The 23,762-nt window shown below is 45.0% G+C and carries 17 protein-coding genes and 1 pseudogene; 9 read left to right on the forward strand and 9 right to left on the reverse strand.

Annotated features, from left to right (window positions below):
• Positions 1 to 2: 2 nt before the first annotated feature.
• From L9Q39_RS17725 to L9Q39_RS17760, 8 genes are all read right to left on the reverse strand, one after another.
• Complete coding sequence (locus L9Q39_RS17725) at positions 3 to 1,070, reverse strand: AI-2E family transporter (RefSeq protein WP_237486415.1); 1,068 nt, start codon at positions 1,068 to 1,070, stop codon at positions 3 to 5.
• 104 nt (positions 1,071 to 1,174) lie between these two features.
• Positions 1,175 to 2,197 (reverse strand): DUF2955 domain-containing protein, encoded by a 1,023-nt coding sequence (locus tag L9Q39_RS17730; RefSeq protein ID WP_237486416.1) that lies wholly within the window; start codon positions 2,195 to 2,197, stop codon positions 1,175 to 1,177.
• On the reverse strand, positions 2,187 to 3,314 hold the full coding sequence (locus L9Q39_RS17735) for an HlyD family secretion protein (protein WP_237486417.1): 1,128 nt from the start codon (positions 3,312 to 3,314) through the stop codon (positions 2,187 to 2,189). Before L9Q39_RS17735 ends, L9Q39_RS17730 begins: the two co-directional genes overlap by 11 nt.
• Before the next feature lie 833 nt (positions 3,315 to 4,147).
• Positions 4,148 to 5,098: an SDR family oxidoreductase gene (locus tag L9Q39_RS17740; protein WP_237486418.1), complete on the reverse strand. Its 951-nt coding sequence runs from the start codon at positions 5,096 to 5,098 to the stop codon at positions 4,148 to 4,150.
• Between the two features lie 259 nt (positions 5,099 to 5,357).
• Positions 5,358 to 6,023, reverse strand: a complete 666-nt coding sequence (locus L9Q39_RS17745) for a fibrobacter succinogenes major paralogous domain-containing protein (protein WP_237486419.1) — start codon at positions 6,021 to 6,023, stop codon at positions 5,358 to 5,360.
• Between the two features lie 159 nt (positions 6,024 to 6,182).
• Positions 6,183 to 7,073: an AraC family transcriptional regulator gene (locus L9Q39_RS17750; RefSeq protein ID WP_237486420.1), complete on the reverse strand. Its 891-nt coding sequence runs from the start codon at positions 7,071 to 7,073 to the stop codon at positions 6,183 to 6,185.
• Positions 7,074 to 7,306: 233 nt separating this feature from the next.
• Entirely contained in the window at positions 7,307 to 9,631 is a 2,325-nt protein-coding gene (locus L9Q39_RS17755) for an immunoglobulin-like domain-containing protein (protein ID WP_237486421.1), read from the reverse strand.
• A 679-nt stretch (positions 9,632 to 10,310) separates the two neighbouring features.
• Positions 10,311 to 11,669: an amidohydrolase gene (locus L9Q39_RS17760; RefSeq protein ID WP_237486422.1), complete on the reverse strand. Its 1,359-nt coding sequence runs from the start codon at positions 11,667 to 11,669 to the stop codon at positions 10,311 to 10,313.
• Positions 11,670 to 12,130: 461 nt separating this feature from the next.
• Here L9Q39_RS17760 and L9Q39_RS17765 point away from each other — a divergent pair.
• The 7 genes and pseudogenes from L9Q39_RS17765 to L9Q39_RS17795 all read left to right on the forward strand — a co-directional run.
• A pseudogene (locus tag L9Q39_RS17765) lies at positions 12,131 to 13,183 on the forward strand (pyridoxal phosphate-dependent aminotransferase); the annotation flags it as partial.
• 138 nt (positions 13,184 to 13,321) lie between these two features.
• Positions 13,322 to 14,080 (forward strand): ABC transporter ATP-binding protein, encoded by a 759-nt coding sequence (locus L9Q39_RS17770; protein WP_237487064.1) that lies wholly within the window; start codon positions 13,322 to 13,324, stop codon positions 14,078 to 14,080.
• An 11-nt stretch (positions 14,081 to 14,091) separates the two neighbouring features.
• On the forward strand, positions 14,092 to 14,802 hold the full coding sequence (locus L9Q39_RS17775; RefSeq protein ID WP_237486423.1) for an ABC transporter permease: 711 nt from the start codon (positions 14,092 to 14,094) through the stop codon (positions 14,800 to 14,802).
• 10 nt (positions 14,803 to 14,812) lie between these two features.
• Positions 14,813 to 15,496 carry an ABC transporter permease gene (locus L9Q39_RS17780; RefSeq protein ID WP_237486424.1) on the forward strand — a complete coding sequence of 228 codons (684 nt, stop codon included), beginning with the start codon at positions 14,813 to 14,815 and terminating at the stop codon, positions 15,494 to 15,496.
• A gap of 7 nt (positions 15,497 to 15,503) precedes the next feature.
• Positions 15,504 to 16,412: a DMT family transporter gene (locus L9Q39_RS17785; RefSeq protein WP_237486425.1), complete on the forward strand. Its 909-nt coding sequence runs from the start codon at positions 15,504 to 15,506 to the stop codon at positions 16,410 to 16,412.
• Positions 16,413 to 16,462: 50 nt separating this feature from the next.
• Complete coding sequence (locus tag L9Q39_RS17790) at positions 16,463 to 17,221, forward strand: transporter substrate-binding domain-containing protein (RefSeq protein WP_237486426.1); 759 nt, start codon at positions 16,463 to 16,465, stop codon at positions 17,219 to 17,221.
• 72 nt (positions 17,222 to 17,293) lie between these two features.
• Entirely contained in the window at positions 17,294 to 17,911 is a 618-nt protein-coding gene (locus tag L9Q39_RS17795) for a TetR family transcriptional regulator C-terminal domain-containing protein (RefSeq protein ID WP_237486427.1), read from the forward strand.
• A gap of 45 nt (positions 17,912 to 17,956) precedes the next feature.
• On the opposite strand, the gene L9Q39_RS17800 is transcribed toward L9Q39_RS17795, so the two are convergent.
• Complete coding sequence (locus L9Q39_RS17800; RefSeq protein WP_237486428.1) at positions 17,957 to 18,829, reverse strand: dimethylarginine dimethylaminohydrolase family protein; 873 nt, start codon at positions 18,827 to 18,829, stop codon at positions 17,957 to 17,959.
• Positions 18,830 to 18,982: 153 nt separating this feature from the next.
• On the opposite strand from L9Q39_RS17800, the gene L9Q39_RS17805 reads away from it, so the two are divergent.
• Both L9Q39_RS17805 and L9Q39_RS17810 read left to right on the forward strand, forming a co-directional pair.
• The gene (locus tag L9Q39_RS17805) at positions 18,983 to 19,627 is read left to right on the forward strand and encodes a TetR/AcrR family transcriptional regulator (RefSeq protein WP_237486429.1); all 645 of its coding nucleotides are present in this window, start codon (positions 18,983 to 18,985) and stop codon (positions 19,625 to 19,627) included.
• Positions 19,628 to 20,233: 606 nt separating this feature from the next.
• Complete coding sequence (locus L9Q39_RS17810) at positions 20,234 to 23,329, forward strand: Ig-like domain-containing protein (RefSeq protein WP_237486430.1); 3,096 nt, start codon at positions 20,234 to 20,236, stop codon at positions 23,327 to 23,329.
• Positions 23,330 to 23,762 lie beyond the last annotated feature (433 nt).

A 23,762-nucleotide genomic window follows, 5' to 3' on the forward strand; every position in this document is an offset into this window, starting at 1 on the left:
GTTTATTCCTTAACCTGTGTATTCACCGCTTCCAGCCAAGCTACGAGAAGTTTGTAACTCAAGCCCAGAATAACCGCACCAACAAACAGTCCCACGATGCCTGACATCGCCATTCCGCCTAAAGCACCGAGTAGTATCACCAGCATCGGAATATCAGAGCCACGGCTTAGCAATATCGGTTTCAAAAAGGCATCACTGCCGCTGACCACCAGTGACCAAATCAAAAACAGTACTGCGGTGGTAGTGGTATCCACGCTAAACAGGTAAATTATCGCTGGCAATAAAGCCAGAATCGGGGGCAGTTGAACAATGGCCATCAACAGAACCGCGAACGCCCAAAGCCCAGCGGCAGGAACGCCAGCGACCATAAGCCCTATCGCTGCTGCGACGGATTGAATCACGGCTACGCCAATCACCCCTTGTACCACGCTTCTCACGGTGGTTTTGCATAACTGAGTTAACTCTTTACCTCTGTCACCCGCTAATCGAGTCGCCACCATCTCAAAGCCTTTTTCACATTTTTCCGCGTTCGACATAAACACGCCAGCGATGATGGTCGAAATAATAAATTGGACAAAGCCACCGCCTAACGAGCCCAGTAACGACGCGAGTTTGCCAGCAATGGCTTTGATTTCTTCGCTATATTTCGACATGGCAAGTTCAAGATTGGAGGCGGCGAGTGAAAACGCAGCATAGGCTTTTTCGCCAATTAAGGGCCATTCTTGAACGGATGTATTCGGCTTGGGTATCGTCAGTGTGCCTTGTTGATATTGGGCGAATACATCCGTGGTGCTCGAATAAATACCGGTGGAGAGCAATATCAAGGGAATCAATAGCAATAGTACCCCGACCAAAGCAATCAACCCGCTCCCCTTTGAAGTCGACAAAGAAAACTTTCGATTAAGCCACGTCACGACGGGATAGAGTGCCGTAGCAATGATCCCCGCCCACACGATCAGTAATATGAAAGGTCTTAGGATAGCAAAACACCACATCGCCAAAATAGAAATCGCGGCAATCTTGATAAAAGCATCGATCGCATTACGGGAAAATTGGGCATCGTTTTTCATAACTTATCCTTGTTTAGGTAAGACTTCTATATGGGTATGGGACTGCATTCCTAATTTTTTCTTGTTTCTTGTTTCTTGTTTCTTGTTTCTTGTTTCTTCCAAAATCACAGTGACTGTTTTTGTAAAAAAGACCAAGTTCGTGTTTCCAAAAACAGTGACGCTAAAATCATATAAATACTCACCACAGCAAGCTGGATGATTCGTATCCACATATTGCTGTCGATATCTCCCGAGCTCATCAAAGTACTGCCAAGTAACACCAACACGGTGCTAAAGGCCGTTGCATAGATCGGCGCTTTCGCAGGTTGGGTGTAGATCTGCTTGCCAATAATCAGGGCAATCGTCGCGACAAACAAAGTGTGAAACGCGATGGTCGGAACCAAACTCAATATTAAAAATGCCGCAATAGCGATAACGCCCCCCAACAGATTACTCACAATTAAAAAAGCGCTTAACTTGACTGATTTTTCACTGGTGATCATCAACGACAACAGGGCAATAAACATCATAGTCAACAATGCTGAAGAAATTTGAAAAATGAAGAAAAAGCACACCACTGGAAACGAAATAATCATGGCGCGAAGTGAGGCATACCATCGCTGTCCAGACGTTAACGGTGATGCGGAAAATCCGGTAAACTGATTGTCTTCCTCGGGAAAATAGATATGCACTAGGGCAAACATCGCGACAGCCACTAAACCAGAACTGGATAACCCAACCGCTAAAAATACCGAAACACCGGGATCGGCAATCGCCATAAACGGCAGCATCAATACCGCGATAATAAGAATGGTGGCAAACAGGTTCCATTTAGGGTCGGTGAATAAATAGTAGCTCCACATCATCATCAAACCGACAAGGATCAACAAAGGGATCGGATACTTGGTAATTCCCGTGGAGAGAAATAACCCCAGTAAGATGGTCACGACCATCGCCAGTATCAATTCATACACGGTTTCTCGATTAAACTTAGGTCGATCCACTAAAAACTTAGCGGTAAACACAGGCGCTACAAACGCCAGTGGCCAATCGATCCAGGCGGCCAAAAATACCGCCAAACCGACCGCTACGGCATAGCGAATTATCTTGGTTTGTGTGGCAGGACTGAGGCTTTGACTATCGGGCATAAGACATAAAGCTCACAAATCGGATCCACAGTTTGCCAAACGCGTTAAAAATCGCATTATCATTGGTGTAGACAATCACATCCGCTTGACCGCCAATTCGAAGCAAACCAGATGTGTGCTGATGTTCGAACTCAATCAAGATTGGTAACATCTGAGTTTGACGAAGCCAGCCCGTTTGACTGTTCGCCTGCGCCAGTTTACCTGCTTGATTACTCTGTCCCCAGTCCACGCCCCAATCGACGCTGGTCACTCTTCCTTTGATCACCTTACCCGGCGCAAAATCAAGCGCGACTTCAACCTCATCGCCCGCTTTTACATTACCTAGGCTGTTTTCACGGAAATAGGCTTCAATCCAAATGCTGCCTGTCGAGACAAAGGTCATGAAAGGTTGTCCCGCCGAGGCATAAAAGCCTTCTGACAGGCTAAAGTTAGACACTCCACCATCGGTTGGTGCCGTGATCACGGTACGTTCAAGGTTAAGTTGCGCTTGCTCTAATGCCAGCAATGCGGCTTTGATCTGGCTGTTATCTTCACCGTCTCCGCCCAATTGCTGCTTGGTTCGTTCAAGGTCGGCTTGAGCATTAAGCACATTGGCGCGTGCTCCGGCAAGTTTCGCTCTAGCATCATCGGCATCGGCTTTTGACACGACTCCTCGCTCCGCCATTTTTAAAATCCGGTTGGTTTGCAGTTCAACCGCTTCTTTTTCAACATTGGCACTGGTTAATCGAGCTTGCGCAGAGGAGATACTGGCGGTCTGTGCGCCGACATTTTGCCCCGCAATTTGTAAGTTCTGTTCTGCTTGAGCCACCGCAATTTCATAATCCGCTGGGTTTAACCGGGCTAATACGTCGCCCTGTTTCACTAACTGATTTGGCTGAACCACGATATCAAGAACCTGTCCAGAAACTTGCGGTTTAATCGGTACAACGTAACCTTTTACCCTAGCGTTATCCGTTGATGGAATAATTCGGTCTGAGACAATACTAAATAGCAGCATAAATGCCACAATGCCCAACATATAATTGGTTAGCTTTTTTATTTTGTCCGGCTTGGCTTGCTGACCTTGCTTTTGCTGTTCTGTCACTTCACTCTCTGACGGATTGTTCTTTTCAGACATGGATATTATTCTCCAAATAACCTTTACACTTAAATCGCCGTTGCAATTCGATCGTTTTTAAAAATAAATCGCCTTTATAAATAAATCGCCTTTATAAATATAGTGACTAACTGTTAAGCGTGTGAATTTTTATTAGTCAATAGCCCGTTAATTGCGAGTTGGGTGATAGATGCACATGCGATGACACTATTTCAATTGCCATTTGATGACACCGCAAAAGATCGGTAACAGTGTCCGCTACCGCCAGAGTCTTACTGCTTGGCAAATCAACCTGTCTGGGTTATCTAAATACCCATCTTTATCATTGGTAATCAAAGGAATTTGCCACTTATCAACGATTGATGTTGTAGCTTGGTAGTCCACCAATCGAACTTGATTGCTGGCGATAAAATGCATATTGCATTGAGGAGGATGAATATGGAAACGTGTCGTGGCGAAGAGTTGCTGCTTTAATTACGCCTAGGTTTATATCTAACTTCTTTACCTCAGAAGCGAGTAGGTCTTTTAGTGGCTGTGTTGTCGTCGACTTGATGGCTTTTATGTAGCGCTCTAGCGAATACCGATGGGCACGAGTGATTAGTATTGCTTGGTTCAGAAATACAATACCAGACACCTTGATGGTGTCTATCTATTTTACTTTTTGCATTGTTTAACTAAAACGCTATCCCATAGCACTCTATTGAAGCGACAAGCAATGTCGCTTCATGAGCTGAGGTATATAAAAATATGCTTGATAGGATTGACCATTCCCTCACATCTTTTCCTTGATATAAAGTCATCTAGGATCTGAACTCTGCATCTTGCGGTAACTTGGGTATAGTGGTCATCAGGAATTACAATGACCACTGCATCGACGTTTGTTGTTCAGAAAGCGTCCATAATTTGGTCAGCACCGCTTTGTCCAACACGAACGACTCTAATTTGGCTTCACCCACTGGACCGCCAAAATTCATCAACCCAGTCGGACCGTAGTAGGCACGTTGCTTAAGGTTTTCTTCTGTAGCGCACATAACCTCAGGATAAGCCCCTTTCTCAGCCGTCTGCGCTAAACCGATTTTCACCATCAGTCCCCAACTCAATCGGGTCATTAGACTGGCGCTATCGCGAATAAGCGAGGTATTGGAAGCGCCCGGATGACAAACATAGACTTGAACACGCTTATTCGCGGCTTGAATTTTGTCTTGTAACTCATAAGCAAACATCATCTGTGCCAGTTTACTTTGGCTGTATACCTTGTTGGGGTGGTAGTTTTTATCCCAATTCATATCGTCAAACTGCATGGTTCTCAGCCCCATTTTATGCCCCTCACTTGAGACAACGACAATACGACCGTTTGATTCATCAATTCTGTCAAACAGCAAACCACAAAGCAGAAAGTGACCATAATGGTTCACCCCGAGTTGGCTTTCAAATCCATCGACGGTGAATTGTTGCTGGGCAACCTGCGCAATGGCACCATTGCACATTAAGGCATCAATCTTTGGTACGGTTTGTAACACTTGTGCGGCGGCTTCACGAATCGACTCTAGGCTGGCTAAGTCCATGCGTATAAAGCTCACTAACGCTTGTTCGCCAAACTCTTGCTTTAATTGCTCAATCGCTGCCTCAGACTTGGCGGGATTGCGGTTCAGCATAACAACCTGCGCCCCTTTAGCGAGCAGCAGCCTGGTTGCTTGAAACCCCGCACCGGTATTGGCACCAGTAATAAGATAGGTTTTACCTACAAGCGAATGAAGTCGTTCTGGAGTCCAACCTTTAGGGCCAAATGGATTGTTGATAGTCATAATGTTGATTCCTACTGATACTGGTGCGATTACCGTGACAATGACAACGCCTGTTCAACTTGCCACGCCTTGATGATTATTACTATAAATCTCACCAAGACAACATAAAAGGCGAATTAGTCGCTAAAAGATGCCTATTTGTATCGGAATAGAAAAATAAAGGGACTAGGTTTTAGGTCCTAGAATCTAGGATCTCGTCTACTTTAATTAGAGTCGTATCACACCTAGCACCTAGCACCTAGCACCTAGCACCTAGCGCCTAAACCTTCACACACCTCACCGAAAACATATAATCTTTAGAGCTGGTCGCACGGCGGATTTCCCCTTTATGCGTATTCCACCAAGAATACGCCAAGGTGCGAATAATCGCATTTCTGTCGGTTGCACTGGTTGCGGTCCAAAACTCAGTATAAGCACCTTGAGTAATGTAAAAACCATTCCATTTTACACCAGCAGGTCTAGCGAAAAATTGGTGTTTATTGATCTTTTCAGGGTCGAATTTTTTGAATAGACCATCCGCTTGCGCCTCTTTCAATTGCACGCCCAAATCTTGGTCGCCACCACGCCAACCTTGTTGATCAAGTTCCTCTTCGGGCATCCCAATTGTGCGCTCTAAACGTTTCCAATCTTCATCGGTTGCTACACGCCATCCCTCAGGGCACAAGTTTCTCTCATCCGCAACATCATGCCAGTTATACAATCGCCCGTACTTAAGCAGGTTCTCCGGTTCATCTTTAGGAATGGCGCCGGAACTCACCTTTGAGCCATCTTGGAACTGAGTCACTCGTAGCCCCTCAGCCATCCAAACTTGATCGCCAATAGTCACGGTGCGATAAACATTGCCTTCGTGATCTTGTACCGTGTTTTCCAATTGGTATAACTCTTTATTGATGTCATTGGCCAATGATGTTGCTGCAACTACCATGCTCGCTCCTATCGACAAGATTCGCTTTCTCATGATGAATAACCTGCTTTATTTGCTATGTCATGTACCTTATCTCGCGCACTCACAACAAACTAGACGATATCGTCTCTAAAAATTGCCTATTTATCTCAACAACAGGTCATTAACTTAAAAGGTGGACTAAACGACGTTCTCAAGCAAGGCTTCCGATTGACTCCATTGCTTAGGTGATTGACCATACATTCGCTTGAATTCGCGGCTAAACTGAGACGAACTCACATAACCGACCGCCATTGCCGCTTCGTTGACATTCATACCCGCCGCTATCTTCATCGCAGCGTTATTCAAGCGCATAGATTTCATAAACTGAATCGGCGACATTCGAGTGGCTTCTTTAAACTTGCGATGAAATACAGCTCGGCTCATATTCACCAACGAGGCTAATTGATCAATCGTGACATTCTTGGCTAGATTCATGGACAAATATTCGATTGCGCGTGCTATCTCATTACCAATACCAAAGGCACGTCGTGCTGAAATGCCGGCATCCCCTTTAAGCACAGAAAAGTATAGTTCCCGCAGTCGGCTCTCACCTAAGATAGCGATATCCATTTCGTTATCGAGTTGAAGCAAACGTAGCAACGCATCAGAAAAGCCATCATCCCAATTCGCCAGCGACAAGCTCTGTGGCTGAGCTCCCCCTTTCGGTTGCTTGATCGCACCGACACTGGTTTCCATCTCAATCGCCAATTCGGTCATCACTTTGGTATCCAATGAGATCGCAACGCCCAGCAGCGGATCGTCTGAAGAAGCGTCAGGTGTCCCCGCTTCCACCGGTAACGAAACCGTACAACACATATAGCGACTATTGTCATAAATGAATCGCTCACCGTCTAAAATTGCTTCCTTGCGACCACTTAGGATGACAATCACCGTGGGTTCATAAACTGCTGGCGTACACGGGATAGCATTGGTCACTTTAAAAAGACTCACGCCCTTCACCCCAGTTTCAAGCATCCCATCTTGCTTAATGCGATCATTTACCAGCTGTGTGATTTTTTGCCTTGTCACTTAATCACCACTTATAAAAATACAAATAGGCATATTTTAAACAAAATACACCTTAATTTTAAAGCAAACGAAGATTATTACTAATTTTAGATAACGATTCTATGCTCAACGCGAGTGAGCAAATCGTCGTGGCGGGGGCTTGGCGGGTCATGGAAGTCACTAACGGCTTAACAGATAAGTGCCGAGAAAATTAGCCTCTTGGCAGGTCGCCAAGAGGCTAGGTTTATATCAGGTTAAAAAGTGGCGTGTTTTACTGTGATGTCATCCAAATAGACCTCTTGTGCCGTCGGACCTGTAACCAGTAATTCGACAGAAATCGAATCGGCATTCTCTCCAAGTGTCCAAGGGATCTCTACTGTTTGCCAGTCTGAACTCACTGACCAATACTCAGCCCATTGAGACGCAGCAGGTAGACCCGAATCTTCCGCTGACTCACTGTGAAGACCAACTTTAAATACACCGCCATCGGTGAATGCACCCTTTAGCTTCATGGAGACAACCAATTCATCACCAGGCTCGATCGAACCTTGGGCAAAGCGCTCTTTCTTAATCACTCCTGTGGTGTATTTGACTGCGCCATCAATCACTTCTGCATCAGTGCCAAATAGTAACCAACCCTCTAAACCAGAAGAGAAATCACCGTTAATCATTAAGTTATCGATATCTGCTGCCGCTAAGACATAGACCGTTCTTTCTGCCACCGTTTCATTGCCATCAGAATCTTCTACGGTGTATGTCACGGTATGCGTGCCCACTTCTGAAGTACTAAAATCATCACCTGTGACAACAACGGATGCGGTCAAATCGCCATCTACGTTGTCCGTTGCTGAATAGCCCGGTTCAACATATTCATCACCGACCGCCATACGCACAGCGCTACCAGTTAAAGTGATCTCGGGCGCAATCATTTCCGCCGTGACCGCCGCTAGGGAGATATTATCGAGAGTAATAGGCGTGGCCGCACCGCCACCGACCGCAAAGATAACGTGCCCTGGATTTGCCGCATTTTCACTGGCAGTAAATTGAATACTGTATGATTCCATTTCAGTAGTCAGTCCCACAGTGGTGTCGTCCATGATAGGCAAATACCAAGGATCAGCGGTTAACAACTCTCCAATCTGCAATACGATATTGCGAGCCTCACCCGCTTTTGCATCAAACGTTGCAACGTAACTTTGTCCCTGTTCTAAACTTACCGAGGATTGAACCAATCTTGGTTGCCATGTTGCCCCTGGTGTAAAGTCAGAAATGACCAGCTGACCGTCGACGATTTCAGTCTTACCTTCACCTTGATCAAGAATCCATTCTTCACCTATTTCGGTAGAAAAGTCGCCGTTTACAACAAGGTTTTCAGACTCGACAGGTTGATAAACCGTGACGCTTCTTTCTACCTTACCTGTATTGTCCGAGCTGTCCGTCGCCGTGTAAGTCACGGTATAATCACCGACAGTATGTACATCAACATCACTCGTAATGGTAATGTCGGTAATTTCACCATCAACATCATCGTTCGCGGTGGCACCGAGTTCAACGTACTCTCCGTCAAGCTCTACACGCACAGTAGCAGCACCATTTAATGTTAGCACTGGTGGCGTGACGTCATTTTCAACATCCGGTGCCGCCTCAATAATCACTGTTCGCGTAACCGGTTTTCCAACGTTACCCGTTGTATCAACCGCACTATAAGTAATCTGATAAGTACCGTTGCTATCCGCATCCACTTCACCTAAATCACCATAGGTTTGCTTAACGTTAATTTCGGTGGGATCATCCTGATTATCGGTGACAGAATAGCCCGGATCTTCAAAAACATCGACGGCATCAGGGTAGTTAAGTTGGGTAATTGATGCGCCACCAATAAGGGTTAACTTAGGTCCCTCCGAGTCTCGGTATTCTGGATAAATGGCCACGTTATCCACGTTGTAAACTGTCGCATCTTTATTTGGATACATCTTAATCGCCACAATGTTGGTGATGTCAGCATTGTTGTTGATCAGCTCGGATTTAGTAAAAACAAAATGTCCCCACTCTTCTGTGGGTTCTGATACGAAATCAATTGTAGACGTGACATCAGCACCACTAGAATTCTGCCCTTCAACCAAAAAAGTCCACTGGGTTGCGCTATCGCTGTACTGTGTCATCGACGCTGACGTTGAAGCGACGCCGACCAGACGTAAATCAAATTCAATCGTAGATTCCTCTGGAAGACTATCTATCGAGATACTACCCACATCGAAGCCAGCCACTAAACCCGCGTCATCAGCGGTCGTAAACTGAACCACATTTCGTGTCGAGTCCGTTTGTGTCGCGACATCAGAGGTAACAATGGGCGTTTGGGCGTTGGTTGGAACAACAAATTGAGGTTGTTCACCATCCTCGCCACTAAATACGCCTTGTGTTGGCGAAATATGAAACCCTTGATCTGCAACATACTCTTCTGAAGGTGACGGTGTCGTTACTACCGTATCGTCATCATCACTACTACACCCAACTAATGTCAGACCCAACGCTACACACATAGCGACATTAGATAGCCTAAACTTGCCATTTTTATTCATACCCCACCCTATTAACTCAATATATCGCCTCAACAATTGAAAGCGCTTTCATTAACGTGATAATGGATACTGTTTAATTTTAGAACAACACCATAGTTCTATTTATTGCTACCAAGTCACAGATAACTCACCAAATCATTCACCGTTAGTGATCTAGCTTAGCTTTTGTCTCGCAATTTGATGAAATTAAATAAGGAAACTGCGATCTAGTCGATTATATTAATTCCAAACCCTAGGCTTTACACCGTAAAAAAAACAATAAATACTTTTAAATTCAATAAGTTAATATCACACCCACATCGATTAGTAAGTACTTATTCTATTAAGAAATCAGAAGTTACAAGGCTCTATTGATTCCGTGTTATCAGTTATTACTGGCTGATTTCCTTTTATTTTACCGACATAATAGCGTTATTTTACCGCTAAACTGTTGCCATAATGACTAGCTAAACCCCCTATTAATCACGAATTAAATCGCTCAATATCAGTGCCAAACAGACAATATACAAAAGTAAGCGCTATCATAAAAAACTTGATACATAGACGCGATATTCAGGACATAGCATCGATAGATAGAATGCCAAAAACCTTATGGCTCGCGTAGAAATAGAAACCCAAGATGGCAACCATCAACATTGATCGTCAATGGTCGCCATTTAGCTTCTGAAATAGAAGGGATTTACGCAGTTTTAGCTTGGTGACTCAATGAGTTATTGTGGCTAGGTTGGCTACAACGAATATATTCAAAAAGAATATCAACACCATACACCAGCATATCCTCATCAAAATCAAAACTAGGATGATGATGACCACCATAGGTTGGTGAGCCGAGGCATAGGTAACTCGCCGAGCCATTATTTTCATTCACTGCATTCATCAGAAAGGTGGCATCTTCACTGGCGGAGGTCAATTTCCTCTCAACAATAACATCTTGATCCAAACCGATATTGATGGCGGCCTTTTTCATCAGTGACACACTCTTTTCAGAGTTATCGGCACAGACATATTCTCCAAGTTCTTCGATCTCTACCTCAACATCATACATAGCGGCAGCGCCACGAATAATACTGTTTGCCCGCTCAAACAAGTAGTGAGAAATTTTATTTTGCTCCCCTCTTACTTCCAGTTCAAATTCAGCATGATCAGAAATGATATTAGTCGGATTATTAGAACACATTTGACCAACATTGAGCCGACTCATTCCTTCTCGATGACGCGAGATGCCGTAAAGATTAGTGACCGCAGTACAGGCCGCTTGCAAAGCGTTTCTACCCAACTCTGGACTTACTGCTGCATGGGCGTTTTTACCTCTGAATATCACCCGGCAATTCCTCACGTTTAAAAATGATAAACCACATACTATCTTTCGTTCGTCAATGATGCCGATATGCAGTGGCACCAAATAATCCAGTTGTTTAAAGATATCGAATCGGGCAAAGACCTCTCCTCCAGACGGTCCTTCTTCTGATGGTTGAAACACCAGAACAAAACGCCCAGATAATTGATTCCGGTTATCCGCTATCTGCTTCGCCAAAGCAAGACCTATCGCCGTATGCCCATCATGCCCACAGGCATGCATGTTATTGTTTCGAGAGGCAAACTGCTCCCTAGAAGGGATATGCTCGCTGCCGCTCGATTCCTGAACTGGCAAACCATCAATGTCGAAACGAAAACCCGTTATCGGTCCTTTCTCCACACAATCAAGAATCGCAATGACACCAGTAAATCCCCCTTCCATTTCTGCCAACCATGGGCTTTCTGGAAGTGATGCTTTTGCAGTCTGATAAGCGCTATCCACCTTGTTTTTATCTATTTGCGCTACCTCAGAAATATGTTGAATACTAGGATAGGTCGATCGGTATAAATCTTTTCCATAGTGAATCTCATAACCCAGTTCAGACAAATAGTCGCATATTTCACTGGTTGTCCAGAATTCGGTAAAGCCAGTCTCTGGATTTTGGTGAAAGTGTCGCCTCAATCGTATCGCTTCATGGTTACTGCCAGTATTATCTTTTTTGAGAGGAACAATCTTATTCATCGAATAACCTACCTTTTACTCCCTGTTTATTTAATATTTATCAACTTTGGACACCTGTTACCACTAATATTTTTATAACTAAAGTTTAGATATGCCTACTTGCATATCTAAAATCGAGAATAAATAAATTAACCCAAAAATTTTTATAAATTATTTTTCGCACAAAACTGGTTCACACATCAAATAAATAATTTATTTCTTAATTAATTTCAACAGCTTACAAACAATAACACATATACCCAAAATGCCTCAACTGCACCTTTATGGTGATTATTGAACGGTCGTACAATTTACTATTGAACGATCGTATGTTTTCGTTATAACGTTTAAAGAAAGGGATATTTAATGACCTTAATTTTAGGTCTACATGGAGTATTACATTGGATTATTCACCGTTTGTTGATCGAATAAAAAGTCAGGGTGGCGATGCATGGAACATTCACTTTCAAGCACTGGATGCGATGAGAGCAGGAGAAGATGTTATCGTATTAAGCGTGGGCGACCCGGACTTTAAAACCCCCGATATTATTTGTGACAGCGCCATTCAAGCACTTAACGATGGCAATACCCACTACACAGATACTGCTGGTTGCATCGATCTCAGAAAAAAAATCGCGCAACGATTTAACCTTTCAACTCAGTATCCAATCACGCACGATAACGTGGTGGTTTTGCCCGGTACTCAAAATGGTCTCTATTGTGCTGCTGCTTGTCTATTAACCACTGGGGATGAAGTTCTGGTGCTTGATCCAGCCTATCTAACCTACGAAGCGACTCTGAAAGCCACGGGGGCGACCGTGGTACCTATTCCAACCAATGCAGATGACTATTTCAGGCTTGATCCCGACGTTCTTCGCAATGCTGTTACCCCAAAAACTAAAGCTATTTTCTTCGCAAATCCAAACAACCCAACCGGACGCGTGATGGATTTGGATGAATTACAAGCTTTGGCCGATATCGCCAAAGAATACGATTTATGGGTCGTGTCCGATGAAGTGTACAGCACACTAAGCTTCGAAAAAGAGTGCATCTCTATTCGTGAACTTGAAGGCATGGCTGAGCGAACCGTCGTGATCAGCAGCCTATCCAAATCCCATGCAATGACCGGATGGCGTGCTGGCTGGATGATTGCCAATACCACCATGGTTCAGCATATGGATCCACTGGTGCTAAATATGTTTTACGGTCTGCCGGGCTTTATCCAGCAAGCAGCGATCACTGCGCTGGATCATGCTGATGACATCACCCCTAAAATGGTCGAGCTATATCGAAAACGCCGTAGTGTAGTCGAAGAAGGATTAGCCGATTGTCCAGCGATCAAGCTATTGAGACCGGACTCGGGAATGTTCATCCTGTTGGATATTCGTCAACTCAACCTATCCACAGAGCAGTTCACTTGGGCACTGTTTGAACATGCCAAAGTTTCCACTCTCGATGCCGCAGCATTCGGTGAAAGCGCCTCTGGGTTTGTTCGTCTCTCTTTCACCTTGGGTGAAGAGCGTTTGGCTGAGGCCTGTGCTCGTATCAAAAGCTTTGTCATCAATTTGCTGGAAGGCAACATTCATATTGAGCCGTTAAACCCAGATATCCCGTTACCATCGGCTAAAGCTACGGCAACTGCTGAAGCAGCAGACGAAAAACCGAAGAAAGTCATTGAAGTGACTAATCTGCACAAGCAGTTCGGAGACCATGAAGTACTGAAAGGGGTTTCTCTTTGTGCCCGTGAAGGGGAAGTCATCTCGCTTATCGGCGGTTCTGGTTCAGGCAAAAGTACCCTGCTTCGCTGTATTAACATGCTGGAAGTCCCAAATCAGGGACTGGTTTATATTGATGGGCAAGGCATTGAAACCGATATCGACCAGAAAGGCATTCCCTTTGTTCGTGATCAACGACAACTTCTTGATGTTCGCTCGCACCTTGGCATGGTGTTTCAGAACTTCAACCTCTGGCCTCACCGTACCGTACTTGAAAACCTAATTGAAGCTCCCATCCATGTATTTGGCGAGTCTAAAGCCGAAGCAACGGTTCGCGCGGAAGCGCTACTCGAACGGGTCGGTATGATTGAGAAAAAAGACGTGTACCCAAGCTTCCTATCCGGTGGTCAGCAACAGCGTGTCGCCATTGCGCGAGCCCTTGCTGTTGAGCCTAAAGCCATGCTGTTTGATGAACCGACATCCGCACTTGACCCTGAACTGGTCGGCGAAGTCCTTAAAGTCATCCGTTCACTGGCGGACGAAGGGAGAACCATGATTCTGGTGACTCATGAAATGGCGTTTGCCCGCGATGTATCCTCTCACGTTGCCTTCCTGCACCAAGGTATTATCGAAGAACAAGGCGCGCCAAACGAAATCTTCCATAACCCGCAAAGTGAACGGTTCCGTCAGTTCATCAATGCGCAGCATACGCGCTAAGGGAGGTTGTGATGAATGAAGCTTTCGAACTACTCGGATTTGGAGAAGGGGGCTGGGGTCCAGCCCTTATGAAAGGCGCGTGGATCACCATGCAGATCTCCATTGGCGGCTTTGCGGTTGGACTTCTTGTGGGTCTTATCACTGCCCTCGCCAAACTGAATGCCCCAAAACCGATAAAAAGGGTGGCCAACGCCTATACCACAGTATGTCGAGCAGTCCCTGAGTTACTTCTGATCATTTTGCTGTTTTACGGAGGTAGCAGCCTAATCAATGCGCTGAGTGGTATGTTAGGTTTCGGTGATGTGGACGTCGCTGGCATGCCCGTTGCGATAGTGGTTCTTGGTTTGGTTCAGGGCGCTTATTCCTCTGAGATTTTCCGTGGTGCGATTAAAGCGGTCAATATTGGACAGATTGAAGCAAGCTATGCCTACGGTATGTCTCGGGCTCAAACTTTCTGGCGTGTAACCCTGCCAATGATGGCACCCAACGCCCTCGCCGGTCTTTCCAATCTCTGGGTTTACATCATCAAAGACAGTGCATTGATTAGTGTTGTTGGCACCAACGAGTTGCTCTACACAGCAAAGCAGGCCGGTGGCTCTACTCGAGAGTATCTGATCTTCTTTGGCGCTGCAGCCGCGATCTATTACATCATTACCCTTATCTCAAGCTATGGACTGAAACTGCTTGAGAATCACCTGCGCCGCTGGCAGCCAAAGCATTAAGGACACGAGCATGGACATCATAATGGAATACGCGGATCTGCTACTGGAAGGACTGTCGGCAACGCTCTCTCTACTGATAATCTCATTAATCTTCGGATTTATATTCGCTATCTTGGTGGCGCTGGCTCGTTTGTCGACCTCAAAATTGATCGCTTACCCGGCGTTCTTGTTTACCAGCATCATTCGCGGGACACCGCTACTGGTTCAGATCTACATTTATTACTACGGCCTTGGCGCATTGTTTTCACAAATGCCAGAAATTCGTTCCAGCTTTTTGTGGACTTACCTCAGAGACGGGTACTGGTATATCGCATTTGCGTTGATCATTTCCACTGCTGGCTACTTAGGTGAAGTGATTCGCGGCGGTCTGCTTTCTGTCCCCAAGGGGGAAGTAGAAGCTGCCCGTGCATTCGGTATGACAGGATTCAAAGCGCTGTTACGTGTTCGACTACCGCGTGCCATCTATCTGCTAACTCCCACACTTGCAGGGGAAACCGTGCTACTTCTCAAATCAACAGCGCTCGCGTCAACCATCGCAGTGGTCGATCTACTGGGCGCAGCAAACCGTATTCGTTCAATTACCTTTGAAGTCTATAAACCGCTGCTTTTGGTTGCCATCATCTACTTGCTGATGACCCTTCTGATTGAATTTGCGTTCCGTCGCATTGAAGATCGTATTCCGGTAAAGGGGTAGGTAAATTATGACAACTTCAGCCCAATCAGCATCTTACCACAATACCAGCAAAGGGATTCTGCTCTGTTTTGCTGCCTATGCGACTTTTTCGGTGCAAGATGCCGTAATGAAATGGATGGTGGCAGATTTTACCGTCGCAGAGTTACTTTTTTGGCGTGCCCTAACCTCTCTGCTTGTTGGTTTTGCTTTTGGTGGTAAAGCCTTAATTAGGCAAACCATAGATTCACCTGTACTTAAACCACTGATATGGCGCAGCTTTATCGCCACCATGGCATGGGTATTCTATTACCTTTCTGCCATTGGCTTAAGTCTGTCGCAGATGACCACCATTTACTACTCTGCACCGATAATGGTCGTCATTCTCGCCGTCGCACTGCTCAAAGAAAGACCCACTAAATTGCAGTGGAGCAGCGTCTTAGTTGGTTTTGTCGGGGTGATTATTGCTTCTCGTCCAGAGGGGACAGATCAGGTAATGTCAGTGTTCTTTGCACTTTTTTCTGCACTACTTTGGGCCTATACCTACATTTTGCTGCGCAAGCTTTCAGGTCAATCCACCGTATTTGTCCAGTTATTTGCCGCAAACACTATGACAGTCCTACTTACAGGTCTCTCGCTTCCGTGGACATTTACCGCATTCGATCCACCGACCATTGGCGTCATGGTATTCACCGGTATTATTGGACTCGCAGGTCAATACTTCTTATTCGCCAGTTTTGAACACGCAGAAGCGACAGTGCTCGCTCCCATCGAGTACACCGGTCTTATCTGGGCATTTCTATTTTCCTACTTTATTTGGGGGAACCAACCTAGCACCTTTTTGATCATTGGTGCGGTATTCATTTCGCTGAGCGGTCTGCTGTCCGTTCTGGCAAATAACCGTAAAAAGCAACTTAAACCACAAGATAGTTATTCGTAAAGCATAGTTATTCGTAAACATCGTTATTCATAAAACAAGGAAGACATATTATGAAAAAGTTACTCATCACACTTTCACTTCTTTTCACCGCGACCACCAGTTTTGCCGCCGATGTCGTCAAAGTCGGTATTGCCGCAGAACCCTACCCACCGATGTCGAGCAAAAATGCTGATGGCTCATGGGAAGGTTTTGAAATCGATCTGCTGGGCGAAGTCTGTAAAGAAGCTAAGCTTGATTGCCAGATCAAAGAAATCGCATGGGACGGTATTATTCCGGCACTACTGAGTAAAAAGATCGATGTGATCTTTACCTCGATGTCTGTGACTGAAGAGCGTGCGAAAAAAGTCCTTTTTACTAAGCCATATTACAACACGCTACCGGCCGTTATTGGATTACCAAATCAGAAATTCGCTTTCGACAAAGAAACACTGAAACGCAAGATTATCGGTGTACAAACGTCCACTATTTCTGCCTTTTATATAAAAGAGAAAGTAGGCAAATTTGCAGAAATTCGTGAGTATGGCACTCAAGATGAAGTTAATGCTGATCTGCTGGCAGGTCGTATCGATTTTATGATGGCAGACGCAATCCCAGCGGTAGATTTCTACGAAAAAAACAAGTCACTACTTGAGAACTACGGCGGTGTAAAGCATGAACCCATCCTTGGTGAAGGTGTAGCGGCAGCCGTTCGTCATGGTGATACTGCACTTGAAGGTAAATTCAGTACTGCCATTGATACCTTGGTAAAAAGCGATACTTATACCAAATTATCCATGAACTATTTCCAAACAAACATTGCCCCAGAGTAATATACTATTTGCCCAGAGGGTCAGCCGACCCTCTGTTTTTCCCCAGCTAATATAACCAAAAGAACAATAACGATGAGAGAAAAAAAATTCTCCCGATGTGAACCGGATCAACGTCGAGATCTATTAGTTAGAAGTGCTATTCGCTGTTTAGAGGCTGAGGGTCATGCTGGTCTTTCCGTGAGAAAAATCACCAAAGAAGCCAACGTATCCCAAGGTATGGTTAACCATCACTTCGGCTCAATGAACGCGCTGATCACACAAGCCTATGACGTCTTGTCACAGGAGTTTATGCAATCCATCAGCGCCCTACTGGAAAACAATCCTAACACTGCAGCCGATAAATTAGACATTATCTTCCAACAGAACTTTGCTAAAGAGTGTATGAGCCCGTCCTATTTGCGAGCTTGGCTGGTTTTCTGGAGCTTGATTCCCAACTCACCTGAAATGGCAGAGGCTTATACCCGTAATAACCGTGAGCTCGAAACACTGCTTGGTGAACTGCTAACCGAAATCAGCCACGAAGATGGCTTAGTTATTGATGATATTTCCATCGCCAGCCAGAGTTTGATGGCCGTGCTTGACGGACTTTGGGTTAGGGAGAGCATTGAGCACAGAGAAAATGCAACGGAGAACGCACTAAGCGTTGCCCGTAACTGGCTGAAGATGTTCCGAGGTGGCATGTTTAGTTAATTGTATGGCGATAAGGGCGATAATCTCGCCCTTAACAAACAGAATCTAGCCCCGAACAATAGGATTAGTAAGACAAGTTGGTCCACCTTCACAAGCCATACAAAGTGCCTCACCACTAAATACGCTAACAGTGACCCCATTTTCTTCCATAACTTGCTGGGTTTTTGGAAAACCATCAATCATGATGCAGTTGTCCGGTGATGTCGGAAGTACATTAAGATTAAGCCCAAACGACGCTTCAAATTCATCAGCGGGTGCGATAACCAATTCAATATCGGACTGTTTCAGCAAACTCCATAAGCGGGCAGGAATTAATGGCGGATGCACAAGATACTTGGTTTCACTAAGCGGTGAGATTACGGACATCAAATGCAGACAGGCCTCTTCGCCTGTCCAATAAGGCATATCAAAACCGAGTACCTTTATACCTTGAGGGTTCAGCAAGTCATTAAGCTGTTTAACCCCCTCTTCGTTTGAACGGAATCCAAGTCCTACCAATAAAGTATTTTCGTTTAGCCAGATGGTATCACCACCTTCCACCATTGCGTCACCCGTCAATTCACCGAGAATAGGTATACCGGCTTGCTCATAAGCCTGACGATGCAACGCGGGCTCTGGGGAGCGAAGTGCTTTACCCATGCGTAAGGGAACCGCACCCGCTTTGGTAATCAGTGACGCATCGCGCGTGAACATGGCATCAGATAAACCATCGCCATTATCTTCTATCCACACAATTTCGGTGCCGGATTTTTCGATCAATTCTACAAAGGCCTGATACTGCTCAATCGCCTGTTCCGCATCAAAAAGATGATTGTAATGCCACTTAGCTGGATCTGCTTGTCTTAAGCTTTCGCTTGGGCGGCGCATTAACACTCGGCTCATACTTTTAGCCATTAACTGGCAACCATAATTAGACATAATAACTTTCCTTGTTTAACGATTTTCCAATGACACCGACTAATTTTATACGATTGTATAGTTTTATACAATCGTATAAAATTAGTCAGCACCAACGGCGTCTCTACGCTACTTTTGTTATATTTATTCATGGTCGACGTTAGCGAGAAACACATGAAATCTAAAATTCGAGTATCACAGCAAGAAAAGTCACAACTCCGAAAAGCAGAGTTAATTGATGCCACTCTACAAGTCATCGCCCGAGAAGGGGTCAGTGCGGCGACAGTGCGGTCTATTTCCGAACAAGCAAACGTAACGCAAGGACTGATTCGCTATCACTTCACCAACAAAGATGAGTTGATCACGGCGGCCTACGAAAAGCATATGACCGATCTCATCGATCTTGCCGCTCACAGTACGTCGGATAGACGTTGTTCGAATGCAAAAGCACGACTGGCGATGTTTGTTCGTGCATCTGTCATTCCACCCGTCGTGGATACGCAGGTACTCGCAATCTGGGCCGGATTTTTCCAGCTTTTGTTTCACAACGAACCCATGCGAGAAAGCCATAAAAAAACCTATCACCTACTTCGCCGCCATATCCAAACATTAATTGCCGATGTACTCGAAGAGGAAAAGCGCACAACCAGTGAAGCCGAATTGCGTATTTTGAGTATTGCCTGTAATGCAATTCTGGATGGGATATGGATTGAAGGCGGAATTATCCCTGAAGAGTTTGGTCAGAATGAACTGATCGATACTGTCATCAATGCAGTTAGCGCGATTATCCAGACAGACTTAACCCCCCATCGAGATTGAATCGTCATAGTGCGTACGAATATTCGTAGATTGCCATTGGTAAATATGAGTATTAATGACATTAAGGTAGTAGCACAAAAACAAAACTAGACAATGACAAAGCAAATAGAGTGACGGTAACATGTCGGTCGCTATTAAGTTCACAATCATAAATTGATAGCGAAAATACAATGACTCACGATTTAAACCTCAATGCCCTAATGTGCCACGTTGGATTACTTGGTATCAATATTAGTTTGCTATAAAAAAATAGATCGGTAATATAACCATTCGCTTCACTCTAATATTTATTATTCCTTTCAGCCTCACCAAATGCGCATCAGATATTTCCTACACACCGATCAGACCTCCCTTACATGTCATTCATCGCCCCGCGTGAGATAATTAACATTAAAGAATGTAATTCACTTAATAAAAATAATCATCAAATACATACGAAGTATTTGATGGATTTATAAATTATTTTATCTAATTCCAAGTTAAGACACCGAATAGTTCACTAGCACCATCATGCCTTGATACTGAGTCATCGAATAACGAGCAGTCGAACGAAACCGTCGCTCAATTTTCAACAATTAGCCTTGAGCCGCTTGGATTATATACAGAATGAAATTAATGGGTTGCGCCGAAATGTATCCAGCAATGGATAAAATCGGCGCAAGTGTTGAGGAACGTCAGATGAGTTTATACAGTATGAATAATCTAACTAATTACGCCCTAACCTTCGCGCTTGCTGGGTCATTGGTGGCATGTGGTGGAGAGGGAAACTCACCTGGAAATTCGTCGGGGGGTGGCGGTGACATAGACGTAACACCCGCAGTGTCGCTATACAGCCAAGATACTATTGAGCATAGCGCCACCAATATGCCGATTACGGTCGACCTATCTCACCACTTAGTCGCCTCCGATGGCGGTGAACTAAGACTCGACAGTATTGAATCCCTTTCCGCAGCAGAGGCTTGCGCCAATGTGAGTATTGATGGGGTGAGCTATCGTTTGCCCGCGGTTTCACAACCCGTGCTTTGTGAATATCGCTATACGGTAGAACATATTCCTACCGGACAGCAGTTTAGTGACGATACGATGGTTTCGCGCCTTATCGTGCAAGAGATGGCACCGGTTATTCAGTATTCGGCACAGGCACGCTCATTGTCGATACCGTCTTCAACGCTTGCGCCAATGCACGCCTCCATCTCGTCTGCGGGTGATTCCATCACACTCAACTTAGCCTCCCATTTTGCAACCAGTTTTCCGCAAACTGCGGATGGGGAGTCGTACATACTTAGCGACAATATTCTGGTGCTAGGCAATGGCTCAATTGAGCGAATCCCTGCAACTGGCGGCGGTGTAGAAACCGATAAGTTTATCTATAACAGCAGCAGCGGTGATCCAGGTGGTGTTACGCGTATTCTTTATTCTCTGACGGATGATTTTGACCTCGATGGGATCGGGGACTTTCAGGTGGGTGCGATTGATATTAGCGTCAGCGCTGATGGCAGTAACCAGATGCCAGTAGCGACAAGCTTTATTTGGGATAATGCCGGAGCGGATATTAAGACCGACGGCACCACGTACACCATCGATGTCAGCAAGCAACTGAGTTCAGATTGTACCTACGCGAACAGCGATCCTACGACCAATAGTTGTCTCTTTGATGCGGATGGTGACACTTTACAGCTAACCGGCGTTTACTCCTATGATGCTAACGCCAGTGTGACATCACCAACGGTGCTTGATTCAACGTCGTTTGATGTCTCGTTTGCTTACACTGGTGTCCATGATATTACCTACTACGTCAGTGATCACTACGGTGGGTTTGCGATGGGCACGGTTCGAGTCGATATCCCTCATAACAGTGCTCCTGTCTTTAAAGGTCCACTCATTGTGGAAGTTGAGGCAGGTCAAACTGCGACAGCAACCATCACCAGCAGCGACTTAATCGATCTTGATGGCGATACCGTCACGTTACAGAGTGTCTCTGCGCCACACGATGGGGGAACGGTCGTGTTGGGGACGACCAGCAATGCTGGAAGCGCTGATATCACCTTCACTTATACACCTAAGACGGTTACCGAGGGTATTGTCAATGTAAAAGCATCCTTCTCGGATGGGCTTGCGACCACCGAAGGAGACATTATTTTCCTAGTGAATCCAATATCAACATTATCAGAGAAGCCCTTGGCGGATCGTAGCTTTATCGCCACATTTGATCCGGCGACATCACCGACTCAAGCCCAATCGATCACCATAGATACATCTACCCTATTTGATGGTCTCGCTGCGGGTGAGGTGGTGACGGTGAAAAATGAGTTTTATGGCAACTTATTGGGCACGGTTTCCGCGACTGGCAATCCCGGTGACAGCGACATCACCTACACGCCAAGTGGTGGCGTCTATGGTGTTGACGATTTTGCTTTCACCATCACCACCGATTTAGGTAACCAGATTACCAGTTATATCAAAGTCACCATTGGTGATCCTCCTGAGCTAGAAATTACGGCACTTGAGGCTATAGAGGGAAGTAATGACCTTGTGACCGCACAAGTCACCTGTGAATATTGTGACGTCACCAGCTATGAATATACTTGGCTCATTAATGGTGAAATTGTTTCTAACGATCCGTCGTTTACGATTACCGATGAGCAAAGACCGTATGCCGTGACTTTATTGGTGGTTGCCTATGATGTGTTTGGTCAATCAACCTATAAGGTCGAGATGTTTGACTTATTTAAACTCACACTGGGGACTTTTGATCAGCCAGCCGAGAGCTGCGATGCGATTTTTGAACAATACAATTCTCCTTACGCTGTCGTTGCGGACGATGGAGAGTATTGGATCCAAGGCACACCATCAAAATTTAAGACTCAATGCGATATGGTCTCTTATGCAGATAGTGTGACTCAGAATAAAGCGACTGGCGGATATACCTTAATTTGGTCTTATTCAGCTAAAACCAATTTGACCCGTTTTGGTGGCGATACCACCGTGTTTAGCCAAACCGGTAAAAATCTTCACTGGGGATCAACCTCATATCTAGCAGCGGGTGTAGGCTATCCTCTCACCCTGAGTGAAGATCATGAAACGGATTATAATAACTTTAGAATTAGTCAGACAGATGCCGATAGACTCAATGGGCGTATCATTCGGCTTAACTATACCTCGGATCCCTCTGTGGAAACTATTGATAGCGATCCCGATGGTGTTGTTGAAGATTGGTCAATTGAGACATTAAGTGCTGATTCAGTCAGTTTAATTGGTACAACTATGGCGGGCACAGGCAGCTATCGAAATCAAGTGAATGGCTGGACGGGGACGATTAAAGGTATGGCGTTTAGTATGGATGAGCGTATGGAGAACATATCATTTAATGGCATCATTCCTAGTCGTGTGCCTTATGCGTATATTATCCAAAACAGCAGTAATCACCCGTGGATGATGTTCCTTCACGTCCCTCTTGACAATGGCATTGGGCTGGAACCACTATGGTTGGATACGGTATTTGGTGGCTATGACACGGATTTTTCAAACAATCAAGCCGATGGTGCGGATCTGTTTTTTAAATGCACCAACCCCACCTCTGGGGATGGAGGTTACACAGGTCTTTCAGGACCATCTTGCCGTACAACAATCGGCGGTGCTGCCACCTACCACGATGCGATTAACAACGGTGAAGGTTATGTGGCGCAGTGGTGGGTAAAATAACCGAACTGAGTTAAGACTGAGCAAGCCCCAAATGATTTGGGGCTTTTTTTTGGGGAGGAGACCTATTAAGATTTTGATCGATAATATGATCATAATTATCACGCCAATATTTATTATTTCTTTCAGCCTTACTAGATTTACCATCTAACATTTCCTACAAACCGATGTGACTTGCCTTACATGTTATTCATTGCCCTGCGTGAGACAATCAACCTTAAAGAGTATAAAATCTTTTCAGAAAAATACTCATCAAATAAATATGATGCATTTTATTGATTTATAGAGTGTTTTACCTAATTTCAGACAATAAGAAAAAGAACTGCTTAATAGCACAATCATGCCTTGATACTGAGTCATCAAATAACTTAGGTGAGTCGAACATTGATGCCCGAGACCGTAGCTCAATTATCAAAAAGTCAGCCTTGAACAACTC

This window comes from Vibrio hippocampi, assembly GCF_921292975.1.
Classification (GTDB): Bacteria; Pseudomonadota; Gammaproteobacteria; order Enterobacterales; family Vibrionaceae; genus Vibrio; species Vibrio hippocampi.